This is a genomic window from Arthrobacter sp. AB6 (assembly GCF_031844545.1).
Lineage (GTDB): Bacteria > Actinomycetota > Actinomycetes > Actinomycetales > Micrococcaceae > Arthrobacter.
The window spans coordinates 1-11,902 of sequence record NZ_JAUZVL010000004.1; the positions used below are offsets into that span (position 1 = coordinate 1).

11 protein-coding genes are annotated in these 11,902 nt (G+C 66.9%); 2 read left to right on the top strand and 9 right to left on the bottom strand.

Translation table 11 applies throughout. The features are described from left to right. The 5 genes from Q9R30_RS04050 to Q9R30_RS04070 all read right to left on the bottom strand — a co-directional run. A partial coding sequence (locus Q9R30_RS04050) for an IS3 family transposase (protein WP_311216849.1) occupies positions 1 to 764 on the bottom strand: 764 nt, incomplete at its 3' end. Between the two features lie 38 nt (positions 765 to 802). Next, positions 803 to 1,129: a helix-turn-helix domain-containing protein gene (locus Q9R30_RS04055; RefSeq protein WP_311216850.1), complete on the bottom strand. Its 327-nt coding sequence runs from the start codon at positions 1,127 to 1,129 to the stop codon at positions 803 to 805. Between the two features lie 250 nt (positions 1,130 to 1,379). Next, positions 1,380 to 1,601, bottom strand: a complete 222-nt coding sequence (locus Q9R30_RS04060; protein WP_104997259.1) for an SCO4848 family membrane protein — start codon at positions 1,599 to 1,601, stop codon at positions 1,380 to 1,382. A 3-nt stretch (positions 1,602 to 1,604) separates the two neighbouring features. Beyond that, a complete protein-coding gene (locus Q9R30_RS04065) occupies positions 1,605 to 2,102 on the bottom strand; it encodes a DUF2505 domain-containing protein (protein WP_104997260.1) in 498 nt (165 codons plus the stop codon). 43 nt (positions 2,103 to 2,145) lie between these two features. Continuing rightward, on the bottom strand, positions 2,146 to 3,654 hold the full coding sequence (locus tag Q9R30_RS04070) for an SDR family oxidoreductase (protein WP_311216851.1): 1,509 nt from the start codon (positions 3,652 to 3,654) through the stop codon (positions 2,146 to 2,148). Positions 3,655 to 3,874: 220 nt separating this feature from the next. Here Q9R30_RS04070 and mfd point away from each other — a divergent pair, with 220 nt between their 5' ends. Beyond that, positions 3,875 to 7,564 (top strand): transcription-repair coupling factor, encoded by a 3,690-nt coding sequence (mfd, locus tag Q9R30_RS04075; protein ID WP_311216852.1) that lies wholly within the window; start codon positions 3,875 to 3,877, stop codon positions 7,562 to 7,564. A gap of 6 nt (positions 7,565 to 7,570) precedes the next feature. Then, entirely contained in the window at positions 7,571 to 8,383 is an 813-nt protein-coding gene (locus tag Q9R30_RS04080) for a metal-dependent hydrolase (protein WP_104997263.1), read from the top strand. Positions 8,384 to 8,460: 77 nt separating this feature from the next. Here the strand turns inward: Q9R30_RS04080 and Q9R30_RS04085 are convergent, their stop codons facing one another. From Q9R30_RS04085 to Q9R30_RS04100, 4 genes are all read right to left on the bottom strand, one after another. Then, a complete protein-coding gene (locus Q9R30_RS04085) occupies positions 8,461 to 8,736 on the bottom strand; it encodes a hypothetical protein (protein ID WP_311216853.1) in 276 nt (91 codons plus the stop codon). Between the two features lie 52 nt (positions 8,737 to 8,788). Beyond that, entirely contained in the window at positions 8,789 to 9,514 is a 726-nt protein-coding gene (deoC, locus tag Q9R30_RS04090; RefSeq protein WP_311216854.1) for a deoxyribose-phosphate aldolase, read from the bottom strand. Between the two features lie 153 nt (positions 9,515 to 9,667). Beyond that, positions 9,668 to 10,528 (bottom strand): FAD-dependent oxidoreductase, encoded by an 861-nt coding sequence (locus Q9R30_RS04095; protein WP_311216855.1) that lies wholly within the window; start codon positions 10,526 to 10,528, stop codon positions 9,668 to 9,670. 204 nt (positions 10,529 to 10,732) lie between these two features. Beyond that, entirely contained in the window at positions 10,733 to 11,893 is a 1,161-nt protein-coding gene (locus Q9R30_RS04100) for a uroporphyrinogen-III synthase (RefSeq protein ID WP_104997266.1), read from the bottom strand. Positions 11,894 to 11,902: the final 9 nt, after the last annotated feature.

Consider the following 11,902-nt stretch of genomic DNA (forward strand, 5'->3'; position numbering starts at 1 on the left):
AGCTTGGTCGAAATTCTTTCGGTGTTGTACCAGTGCATGTACTCGTGCAGCGCTGATGCGAGTGCATCGGTGTTGAGGAACCGGACGCGGTGGAAGAGCTCTTCCTTCAGGTGGCCGAAGAAGTTCTCCATGACAGCGTTGTCGTAGCAGTTAGCTTTGCGGGACATCGACTGGACCGCGCCGGCGTTCGCCAAGAGTGTGCGCCAGGAGTTGTGCTGATATTGGAATCCCTGGTCGGAGTGAACGAGGGGTTTCTGCCCGTTTTCCAGTGTGGCCAGCGCGCCGCGCAGCGAGGCGTTGGCCAGTTCCAGGTTGGGCGATGTGCCAATGGTGTAGGAGATGATTTGACGGTTAAAAAGGTCCATGATCGGTGAGAGGTAGAGCTTCCGGTCACCGACACTGAACTCGGTCACATCGGTAACCCATTTCTGGTTTAGAGCATCCGCTTCAAACTGCCGCTTCAGCAGGTTCGGGGCCACGACGCCCTGCTCGCCCTGGTAGGAGTTGTACCGCTTCCTGCTCCGGACCTTGCAGACCAGCCGCAGGGAACGCATCACCTTCAGCACGGTCTTTTTGGCGACCCTCCACCCTTGCTTGACCAGCTCAACGTGGACCCGACGGTGCCCGTACCGGCCATGGTTTTTCGTGAAAATCCCCGTAATAGCGGCCTTCAAGGCGGCTCGTGGATCCGGTCCACTAAGTCGGGACTGGTGATAGAAGAACGTGGACCGGGCCAACCCGGCTACCTCCAGGAGGACTTCCAATCGGTGTTCAGCCTTGAGAGCGATGACAGCACGAACCTTTAGCGCCGTTCCTCGTCCCTCAAGGCGTTTACTTTTCCCAGAAAAGCCACCTCTGCACGCAGCCGTTCGTTCTCACGCCGCAGCCGCTGCAGCTCAGGTTCCGGCTGCGCCGGCGTATCTGGATTCTTCCTTGGGCGGCCTTTAGGTTTCGGACGAAGGCCTTCCTCGCCCTGAGCACGGTACTGCCCCGCCCACACGGCTATCAGATGTGGCGAGGACAGTTCGAGCTCTTTGGCCAAGGCGACCCTGGTCTCGCCGGCGATATACCGCTGCACAGCGTTGAGCTTGAACTCGAATGGATACACGCGGCTGCTTGGCTTGGTCACAAGAGCAGTATCTCCACGAACGCGCCATCTGTCGTGCAGGCGGAGGACAGCTTTCCGACCCACACCGAGCCTTGTGGCCACAGCTCTCGAGCCCCAACCGATCTCAAACAACGCCACCGCGGCATCGCGCTGCTTCTCAGACAACGAACTGCTCTTAAACATGAACTGCTCCCCGTAAGTCAGAACTGAATTTTCAGTCCAACTTTCGGGGAGCAGTTCAGCGGGACGAGGGCCTTCCTTTTGCAGTCCGTTAGCCGGCCAGCGCCATGATGCCGATAACGGCAGTGGCCGCGCCAAGCACCATGGAGACGCCCACCAGCACCACATGGACGGTGAGGAACTTTGTGGCCTTGCCGGCGGAGTCCCTGGCGCGCGGATCCTTCATGACCCGGCGCAGGAACTGGGGCCAGACCACAAGGGACCATACTCCAGCAATGATCAGGACCAGTGAAGCGAAGACGGGCAGCTCCATGAACTAGTGGCTTTCCAGCCAGGCCTGCGCCTGCTTGGCCTGGAGGTTCAGGGCCTTGGATACCATCGGCTCCGCCGCATCAGCGATCTTTCCGCCGAGGAACGGAACGGACGACTTCACGGCACCCTCAAGCTCCACACGGGTTCCGCCGGCGTCTGCCACCAGCCGCTGAACGGCGGTGACGTCCACGGGGGCGCCGGCAATCTTCAGCGAGATGTTGCTCTGGCGTGAGCCGTCCGCGGCGGGAGCGTCCCAGTTCTCCACCTGGGTGACCTTGAGGTGCTCGCCCACGAATTTCCGGGCAATCTCGGGGAGGCGGGTGGTGGGAAGGGTCCGCACGGACGTGGCGCTGAATGCTCCGGCGACGTCTCCGTCCACGGTGAATGACTCCAGCGAGCCGCCCACCAGCTGGCTGACGTGGCGCTGGAAATCCTCGTTCACCAGCACAGCTGCGACGCTGTCGACGGAGTGGGGAAGGGTGGTGGTTGCACTCAAGGCCATGGGTCCTCCTGGGACGTGGGGGTCGGATTAGGCTCCAAACATCCTACGGTGTCCTTGCCGTACGCTCCGCATCCGCGATCTCCCGTGCGGCGCTGGTGATGTTCCTGGCCATGGCGGGAAAGATCAGGCTGTGGAACGGAAGGACGGCCAGCCAGTACAGCCGGCCGCTGAGTCCTTTAGGAAAGAAAACGGCCCGCTGCCGGTAGCGGCTGCCGTTCCCGTCGGGCTCCACGGAGAGTTCCAGCCAGGCGCGGCCCGGGGCGCGCATTTCCGCGCGGAGCCGCAGCAGCCTGCCGCGGTCAATCCGTTCAACACGCCACCAGTCCACCACCTCGCCGGCCGCAAGCGTGTGGGGATGCCGCCTGCCGCGGAGGAGCCCGGCGCCCCCGGTCAGCTTGTCCAGCCAGCCGCGCACCTGCCATGCCAGCGGCAGGGAGTACCAGCCGTTCCGGCCGCCGATCCCCTCTATGACCGTCCACACCTTCGCGGGCTCCACGTCGCCGTGGAACGTCCGCTCATCGATGTACACCTTGTGGCCGGCCCACTCGGGGTCGCTGGGCAGGGGATCGGACGCAGCGCCGGCGTTTGCCCAGGTGGTTTCCACCTGTCCGTCACGTTCCTTGCCGAGCGCCAGGGCGACGGCGGTGCGATAGCCGGTCAGGCCGCCGTCGGGCTGCGGGATGTACTGGTCGATGTCGTGCTCGTCGGAGACGGCATCGTGCTGCAGGGACTGGACCAGCGGCATGGCCATGGGCAAGGGGATGGGCGTGGTGAGGGCAACCCACATGCCGGCCAGCTTGGGCGCCGGGATCGGCAGTGCCAGCACCGGGCGGTAGGGCAGGCCGGCCTCGGCGGCGTACTCCTGCATCATCCCGGCGTAGGTGAGGACCTGCCGGCAGCCGACGTCGAACGCACGGTTGAGCGGGCCGGCCAGCGAGGCGGCGGCGACCAGGTAGTAGAGGACATCGCGCACGGCGATGGCCTCGATCCGGTTCCGGACCCAGCTGGGCGCCGGCATCAAGGGGAGGGTTTCGGCGAGGTGGCGGATCATCTCGAAGGACGCCGATCCGGAGCCGATGACCACCCCTGCCTGGAGCACGATGGCGTCCACGGGGCTGTCGAGGAACACCTTGCCCACTGCCTCCCTGGACCGCATGTGGGTGGACAGCTCCACGCCTGCGGGATGGAGCCCGCCCAGGTAGACAATCCTGCCAACGCCGGCCGCGGCCGCGGCGTCCGCGGCCGTGCGTGCCATCGCCTGCTCTTTCGCTTCAAAGCCGGCACCTGCTGCCATCGAGTGGACCAGGTAATACAGGACGTCGACGCCGGCCAGCGCCTGGCGGAGGGCGTCGCCGTCGTCGAGGCTGCTTTCCACGACGTCCACCCGGTCCCGCCACGGCACCCCGGCGATCTTGTCCGGTGAGCGCACCAGGACCTTTACCGTATGGCCGGCCTCGAGGAGCTTGGGCACCAGCCGGCCGCCGATATAGCCGGTAGCCCCGGTAACCAGGACCGTCCTGGAGGCGCGGGCGGTGTTGCTGGGATCGGTCATGCTGACTCCTTAGTGTCCACAGGCCATTCGGAGCGGCCTGCCGATTGGACGGCCCGTTCTTTGGGGCCGTTGTGCCAATGGGCCCCGCCCTGCCAGCCTATCCCCGGGCCGGCTCCCATTGTCGCTGCTGCGCGGTAGGCTGGGTTTACCCGGGATTCGAAGAGAATTTCGGGTTTTCGCGTTGCCTGCCTTCCGTTGCACACCACAGGAGCTTTCTGCCATGAGCCTTCCAGGCCCGTCCAACGCCGGCCACTCCAGCACAGGCCCGTCGCTGGACGGACTGCGCCGCGCCCTCGCCGCGGACCAGACCTTCGCACGCGTCCGCGCCGAGGCCGCCCGCGGGTTCGAGGTCCGGGGCCAGGACTACCAGATCAGCGCACCCGCCGGGCTTCGCCCGCTGCTTCTTGCCGAGATGGCGGACGGCGTGGCAGCCGCCGCAGGCGAAGGGCACGACGACGGCCGGCCGGGCGTCGTTCTTGCCGTCACCGCAACAGGCCGCGAGGCCGAGGACCTGACGGCGGCGCTGCGGGCGTACCTTCCCGCAGACTGCATAGCCGAATTCCCCAGCTGGGAAACCCTCCCGCACGAACGCCTCTCGCCGCGTTCGGACACCGTAGGCCGCCGCCTCTCCGTCCTGCGCCGCCTGGCGCATCCGGAAACCTCCGCGTCGGGTCCGCTGCGGGTGGTGGTGGCACCCGTACGCGCCGTGGTCCAGCCGGTGGTGGCCGGCCTGGGCGAGCTGGTCCCGGTCACACTGAAAGTGGGCCAGGAGAAACCCTTCACCGAGGTGGTGCGGAGCCTCGCGGACGCCGCCTACGCCAGGGTGGACATGGTGACGCACCGCGGGGAGTTCGCCGTCCGCGGCGGCATTATCGACGTTTTCCCGCCCACTGAGGACCACCCCATCCGCGTCGAGTTCTTCGGCGACGAAGTGGACCAGATGCGCTGGTTCGCGGTAGCAGACCAGCGCTCGCTGTCCTCGCCCGGCCTGCACCACCCCACCGAACTGCATGCCCCGCCGTGCCGGGAGATCCTCATCACCCCGTCCGTAATGTCCCGGGCAGCAACCCTCAAGGCGCAGCTCCCGGCAGCCGCCGACATGCTGGAAAAGATCGCCGGCGGCATCACCGTGGAGGGCATGGAATCCCTGGCACCCGTGCTGGTGGACTCCATGGTCCCGTTCGTGGAGCAGCTGCCAGCAGGCTCCATTTCGGTCATCATTGAACCAGAGAAGGTCCGCACCCGGGCCCACGACCTCGCCGCCACCAACGAGGAATTCCTCGAGGCCGCCTGGTCCACCGCCTCGGACGGCGGGACGGCGCCGCTGGATCTCAGCTCGCAGGCAAGCGCCGCACTCCACTCCGCCAGCTTCCGCTCCCTCACGGAAACGCGCACTTCATCACTGGACCACGGGGTGTCCTGGTGGTCCATCACGTCGCTGGCGCAGGACGAGGAACTTCTCCCGGACATCGACGTCCTGAACCTGCATGCCCGGGAACCCCGCGGCTACCAGGGCGATGTGGCCGAGATGATGGACTTCATCGGCTCACATGTCCGCGACCAGTGGCGGATCGTTGTCGCCACCGAAGGCCCCGGACCTGCCCAGCGCCTGGCGGAGCTGTTCCACGAGAACGACATCCCCTGCGCCCGGGTGGACAGCCTGGACCACGAGCCCCAGGCGGGCATCATCGAGGTGACCACTGCCGCCGTCGGACGCGGTTTTGTCCTGGACGGGCTCAAGCTGGGCCTGCTCACGGAAGCCGACCTGCTGGGCAGGACCTCCGCCGGCTCCACCAAGGACATGCGACGGATGCCGTCCAAGCGGCGCAACGCCGTGGACCCGCTGCAGCTCGTGGCCGGGGACCACGTGGTCCACGAGCAGCACGGCATCGGCCGGTTCGTGGAACTCCTGCAGCGTAAGGTTGCCGGCGGCGGTGACGGGGTGCGCGAGTACCTGGTCCTCGAGTACGCGCCGTCCAAGCGCGGCGCGCCGGGGGACAGGCTCTTCGTTCCCACGGACCAGCTGGACCAGGTGACCCGCTACGTGGGCGGCGACACCCCGGTCCTGAGCAAGATGGGCGGCGCTGACTGGGCCAGCACCAAGTCCAAGGCCCGGAAAGCCGTCAAGGAGATCGCCGGCGAGCTGATCCGGCTGTACTCGGCCCGGATGGCGTCCCGCGGGCATGCCTTCGGCCCGGACACTCCTTGGCAGCGCGAGCTTGAGGAAGCCTTCCCCTACGTGGAGACGCCGGACCAGCTCACCACCATCAACGAGGTCAAGGCTGACATGGAGCGGGAGATCCCCATGGACCGGCTGGTCTCCGGGGACGTGGGCTACGGCAAGACGGAAATTGCCGTGCGCGCAGCCTTCAAGGCAGTGCAGGACGGCAAGCAGGTGGCTGTGCTGGTGCCCACTACGCTGCTGGCCCAGCAGCACTACGAGACGTTTACCGAGCGGTTCTCCGGATTCCCCTTGCGGGTCAAGGCACTGTCCCGGTTCCAGGGGACAAAGGAAACCAAGGAGACCATGGAGGGCGTCAAGAGCGGCTCGGTGGACGTCGTCATCGGCACGCACCGGTTGCTGTCCAAGGACTTTGCCTTCAAGGACCTGGGCCTGGTGATCGTGGACGAGGAGCAGCGCTTCGGCGTGGAGCACAAGGAAGCGCTCAAGAAGATGCGCACCAATGTGGACGTGCTGGCCATGAGCGCAACTCCTATCCCGCGCACCCTGGAGATGTCCCTGACGGGGATCCGCGAGACGTCCACCCTTGCCACCCCGCCGGAGGAACGGCACCCGGTCCTGACCTACGTGGGTCCCTACACGGACAAGCAGACCTCCGCGGCCATCCGCCGGGAGCTGATGCGCGAGGGCCAGGTCTTCTTCGTCCACAACCGGGTGTCCACCATCGAACGGACGGCAGCCAAGATCCGCGAGCTGGTTCCGGAGGCGCGCGTGGAGGTGGCGCACGGCAAGATGTCCGAAAGCCGCCTCGAGCAGATCATCGTGGACTTCTGGGAGAAGCGCTTTGACGTCCTGGTGTGCACCACCATCATCGAAACCGGGCTGGATATCTCCAACGCCAACACCCTGATCGTGGACGGCGCGGACAAGTACGGCCTGTCCCAGCTCCACCAGCTCCGCGGCCGCGTGGGCCGCGGCCGGGAACGCGCCTACGCCTATTTCCTCTACCCGTCCGAGAAGCCATTGGGTGAGGTGGCGCTGGAACGGCTCAAGGCCGTGGCCACCCACAACGAGCTCGGTGCCGGCATGCAACTCGCCATGAAGGACCTGGAAATCCGCGGCGCCGGAAACCTGCTTGGCGGCGAGCAGTCCGGGCACATCCAGGGCGTGGGCTTCGACCTGTACATCCGCCTGGTGGGCGAGGCCGTGGCTGACTTCCGCGGCGAGGCCGAGGAGAAGGCCGCCGAGATGAAGATTGAACTGCCGGTCAACGCCCACCTCCCGCACGACTACGTGCCAGGGGAGCGGCTCCGCCTGGAGGCGTACCGCAAGCTGGCGGCAGCCCTCACGAATGAGGCGATCGACGAAGTCCTCGCCGAACTTGTTGACAGGTACGGCGAGCCGCCGCTGCCGGCCCGGAACCTGGTGGCCGTGGCCCGCTTCCGGGTGGGCGCCCGCGAGGCGGGGCTGTCCGATGTTGCCCTCCAGGGCAATTTCATCAAGTTCTCCCCGGCCGCCCTTCCCGAATCCAAGGTCATGCGCCTGAACCGGATGTACCCGGGATCCCAGTCCAAGCCCGCTCTTGATGCCGTGCTGATCCCCAAGCCCAAGACCGCAAGGATCGGGGGCAGGGACCTGCAGGATGCGGAAATCCTGGAATGGGCCAACGGCGTGATCCGGAACATCTTCACGGACCAACCGGTCTCTGTCTCGCCGACCGGGAGTTAGCACTTGATGGGAGGACACCACGCCGCGTCGGGAGCCGCGGCGTGGGTGGCTATTGCCTCGACGGGGCCGTACACGCTTGGCTGGTACCCGCTGGACGCCACGGGCATCCTGATCGGCGGGATGGCGACGGCGGGAACCGCCCTGGTGTGCGACTGGGACCACCGGCACAGCACGGTAGCGAATTCCCTGCCGCCGCTGTCCAATGTGATCGCCGTCGGGATTGAAAACGCCAGCGGCGGGCACCGCCAGGGCACGCACTCCGTCCTCGGGGCGGCCTTCTTTGTCCTTCTCGCCACCCTTGCAGGGCAATTCCAGCTGCAGACGGACTGGGGACTGCTGTCCGTCGGGGCGGGGCTGCTGTGCATGTTCATGATCAACATCGCGGCCAAGGCACTGAAGCTTTTTCCGAAGGCGGGCTTCATCAGCAACTGGATCTTCGCGCTGACCATGGCGGGCCTGGTCACCTGGTTCGCCCCGGACCAGTGGACCTGGCTCCCGGTTTCGATGCTGACCGGCGTTGTGGTCCATATCGTGGGTGACCTGGTCACCACGGGAGGCGTGCCGTTGCTGTGGCCGCTGGTGGTCAGGCCGCCCAAACCCCTGCGGCGGGTGCCGCTGCTGCGCCAGGTCTGGCGGCCCAACGGTGCGTTGTCCCTCCCGCTGCTGGGCCGGGCGGGGTCAAAACGCGAGTGGCTTGTCCTGATCCCGGTGAGCGCCTACGCCATGGTGGGGATGTGCATGGCCGGCTGGTCCATAGCGCACAGCCACTGGGGCCGCGCGGCGGACACAGCGCTGGCGTGGGCCCGGCTGTGGCTGTAGGGACCCGAGCGTAGCGGCGGGCGAATGACGAAACCCCCGGACGGTGTGAACTGTCCAGGGGTTCGTGGCGGGGTGGGCTAGTGCTCGCCGGCGGAGTCGGAACGTCCCAGGACGGTCTGCGGAATCCAGAAGGCCAGGGCGAACAGCAAGATGCAGACAGCCATCGGCCAGGGGTTGTCCAGCGTGAGGAAGGAAAGCGAGTACACGGCACCAAAGAACAGCGCGATCATGACCACGAAAAGGAGGACGCTGGTTCCCAGCTTGTTTTCGTTCTGCGGGGTCTGCAGCGTACCCTGCTGTGCCCCGCGGCCGGAATCCGTGCCGTCGTTGGACGCCATAATCTTGCTGGACATTCGTTCCTCCTCGGCCCCGCGGGGCTCAATCTGTGGCGGCGTCCGGTTGCCGTCAGTAGCCGGATGAACCCTGTTCACCCTTGACGATGGCAATTCCGGAGCTGGCACCAATACGTGTTGCACCTGCTGCAATCATAGCCTGCGCGTCTGCAAGGGACCGCACCCCGCCGGAGGCCTTGACGCCCAGGCCGGGCCCCACAGTCCTGCGCATCAGTGCGATGTCCTCCACCGTTGCGCCGCCGCCATTGAACCCCGTTGAGGTCTTCACGAAGTCTGCGCCTGCCTCCACTGCCGCTTGGCAGGCGAGGACTTTCTGGCTGTCGGTGAGGAGCGCGGTTTCGATGATGACTTTCAGGATGGCCCCGCTGGCATGCACGGCATCCGCCACCGAGGCGATGTCCTCGACAAGCGCCCCTTTGTCCCCGGCCCTGGCGGCTGCGATGTTGATGACCATGTCCACTTCGTCCGCCCCGTCCAGCACCGCTCCGCGGGCTTCGAAGGTCTTGACGTCGGTGGGGGTGGCGCCCAGCGGGAACCCCGCCACCGAGCAGGTCAGGACGCCGGATCCCTTGAGGGCCTTCTTCACGGTTTTGACCCAGATGGGGTTGACGCATACGGACTTGAAGTTGTACTCGGCTGCTTCCGCGCAGACCTTGAGGACGTCAGTCTCGCTGGCCTCCGGCTTCAGCAGCGTGTGGTCGATGAAGGACGCTATGCTGCCGGAGCCTGCGGCGCCGGTGGCTGCAGCCTGAACGGAAGGGGTGGCTTCGTTGCTCATGATGGTCCTCTCCAAGGGCCTGTTGGCCGGGCGTTGTAACGCCCGCGACTCGTTTCGGAACCATCTTGCCACAGCCGGACCAACGGCAACGCGGGGTCACTTTCCGCCCGGTACGGGGTGATTATCGGGCCGGGAGTGACCCCGCGTTGCTGTTCAGGCGGCGGCCTGCAGCGGAACTGGAGCGGAGGCAGCCGTCAGCAGCTGGGTGGCACAGGCGCCCGCAGCGGAAGCGGCGGCCACCAGCAGGCCCAGCCGGACGCCGTCGAACGCTGCGGCATCTCCGAGGGCCCAGATGCCCGGCACGGACGTCCGGAAGTCATGGCTGATCACGATCCCGCCGGTGGCCGCCGTCTCCAGGCCCGCACTGGCGGCGAGGTCGTCCCGGGATTCACGTTCCTCGGCCAGGACCACCAGGTCGCCGTACATGCTGCTGCCGTCCTCGAAAACCACGCCGGAGGCTGCAAAGCCCGAGGTTGATGGGGCAGGGATCACGGAGACCGGCCGGGCCGTGGTGCGGATGGGCCGCACGCCGCGGGCCCGGAGGACCGCCTCCGCCTGGCCGGCTGCGGCGCCGGTGCCCACCAGGATTCCCAGCGGACGCCGGCCCAGCTCCCTGGCCACCTGGCTCACGGCCTCGCCGACGCGGGCGGCGTCGTCGATGGTGGAGTAGCTCAGGCACTGGCCCGCTCCCTCGACGGGGCTGGCCACGGGCGCCGAGCCAGTGGCGATGACCAGCTGGTCGTAGGCGAATTCCATGCCGTCCGCCGTGGCCACCGTGCGGTTCACGGCGTCGATGTGGCTGGCCGGCTGTCCGAACCGCACGGAAACCTGGGGCAGCATCGCCAGCTCCAGCAGTTCCGCCGGGGTGTCGTCCCGGTTGCTCAGGACTGTGATGGTGCCGGTGAAGCGGGCCCGGTCAAGCTGGCTGACCAGTGCCCGGGCAGCCGGCCCTGCGCCGGCGATGACGATGCGGGTGGCGGGCGCGGTGGTGGTGGAGGGTGCCGGAGCGGACATGTGGTGGCCCTTTCGCTGGCGGCCGGGAACGGCCGTAACTTCGTGATGGAACCAGCGTAGGCCCGCGCCTTTTCCGGGGTGTTTCCCCGCAGTTGCTGTTTGTCAGGGCTGTGTTCGCCAGTATTTACCGGCCGGTAACAGAACCCGTGACCTGCCTCTCATCCACGCGTGCGGCTGACACATTAGGGCCCGGCTCCGGCCAGGCTAGACGCGGATCCGGTAGCCGCGCTTCACCACGGTCTCCACCAGCCGCCCGTCAGGCAGGGACGAACGGAGCCGGCTCACCGTCATGTCCAGCGCGTGGACGGAACCGCGCAGTTCCAGCAGGTCGGACAGCGATTCGCGGGACAGGACGGCGCCGCCCGCCCCGAGCAGGGCCCGCAGGAGCAGCAGGGGAGCGGGCGCCAGTTCCACGACCTGGCCGTTGATGCGGAGGCTTCGGCCGCGCAGCTCGATGTTGCCTGACCTGGTGTCGAGGCGGCGCACGTGGTTCAGGGCAAGGTGTTCGCACACCAGGCGGATAAGGGCGCCCATCCGGAAGCGCTCCGGGATCAGCGGGGTTACTCCGGCATCCAGCAGCGGCTGCGCGGTGACCGGACCCACCACGGCAGTGGTGACGTTTGTCTTCAGGCTCTCGATCAGCTGCTTGTACACGCCCATCTCGTGGGCGGTGCTCCACAGGGCATCGACGGCGGGCGCGCTGGTGAAGGTGAGGACATCCAGGTTTCCGCTGCACGCAGCCTCAATGAGCCGCGGAAGCCGGTCCTCGCCGTCGGGCTTTACCCAGCGGTACGGCGTGACTGTCAGGACTGTGGCGCCGGACATCCGCAGGCGCTCCAGCTGCCGAACGTCCGTGTAGCCGTGCAGCTGCACGGCGACCGTCTTGCCCCGGACGCCCTCGTTGAGGAGCATGTCCACCAATGTTGCGGTGGTTTCGTCACTGCTGATTCCGACGTCGGCAAGGCCGGCCGCGCGCACGGCGCCGCGGGCTTTGGGTCCACGGACGAACATCCGGCAGGCGCCAAGGGTGTCCAGCAGCTGCTCGCCGATCCCGAAGGAATCCGCTGCCTCGCACCAGCGGCGCATGCCGTAGGCGGTGGTGGCGATGCAGAGGTCCGGCCTGGCGGCGATGATGGCCTTGGTGTCCTCGATGAGGCGCATGTCCTCCTGCACGGGGGCGATCTTCAGCGCGGGGGCGTGCAGCACGTCGGCGCCGCGGCGCTCCAGGGCCTCAATGAGGTCGCTGGAGCGGCGATCCGAGGTCACGCCGATGCGGAAGCCCTCCAGGGGCGACTCGGCGGTGTCCGGTGCTTCGCCAGCCCTTTGTTCGACCTGAGGTGCTTCGGCCGGTGCAAGTGCAGTCATGGGGGTCAA

Coding starts and splice junctions, on each gene's coding strand:
- deoC (WP_311216854.1), bottom strand. CDS start 9,514: ATGAGCAACGAAGCCACCCCTTCCGTTCAGGCTGCAGCCACCGGCGCC.
- Q9R30_RS04085 (WP_311216853.1), bottom strand. CDS start 8,736: ATGTCCAGCAAGATTATGGCGTCCAACGACGGCACGGATTCCGGCCGC.
- Q9R30_RS04080 (WP_104997263.1), top strand. CDS start 7,571: ATGGGAGGACACCACGCCGCGTCGGGAGCCGCGGCGTGGGTGGCTATT.
- mfd (WP_311216852.1), top strand. CDS start 3,875: ATGAGCCTTCCAGGCCCGTCCAACGCCGGCCACTCCAGCACAGGCCCG.
- Q9R30_RS04100 (WP_104997266.1), bottom strand. CDS start 11,893: ATGACTGCACTTGCACCGGCCGAAGCACCTCAGGTCGAACAAAGGGCT.
- Q9R30_RS04065 (WP_104997260.1), bottom strand. CDS start 2,102: ATGGCCTTGAGTGCAACCACCACCCTTCCCCACTCCGTCGACAGCGTC.
- Q9R30_RS04070 (WP_311216851.1), bottom strand. CDS start 3,654: ATGACCGATCCCAGCAACACCGCCCGCGCCTCCAGGACGGTCCTGGTT.
- Q9R30_RS04060 (WP_104997259.1), bottom strand. CDS start 1,601: ATGGAGCTGCCCGTCTTCGCTTCACTGGTCCTGATCATTGCTGGAGTA.
- Q9R30_RS04095 (WP_311216855.1), bottom strand. CDS start 10,528: ATGTCCGCTCCGGCACCCTCCACCACCACCGCGCCCGCCACCCGCATC.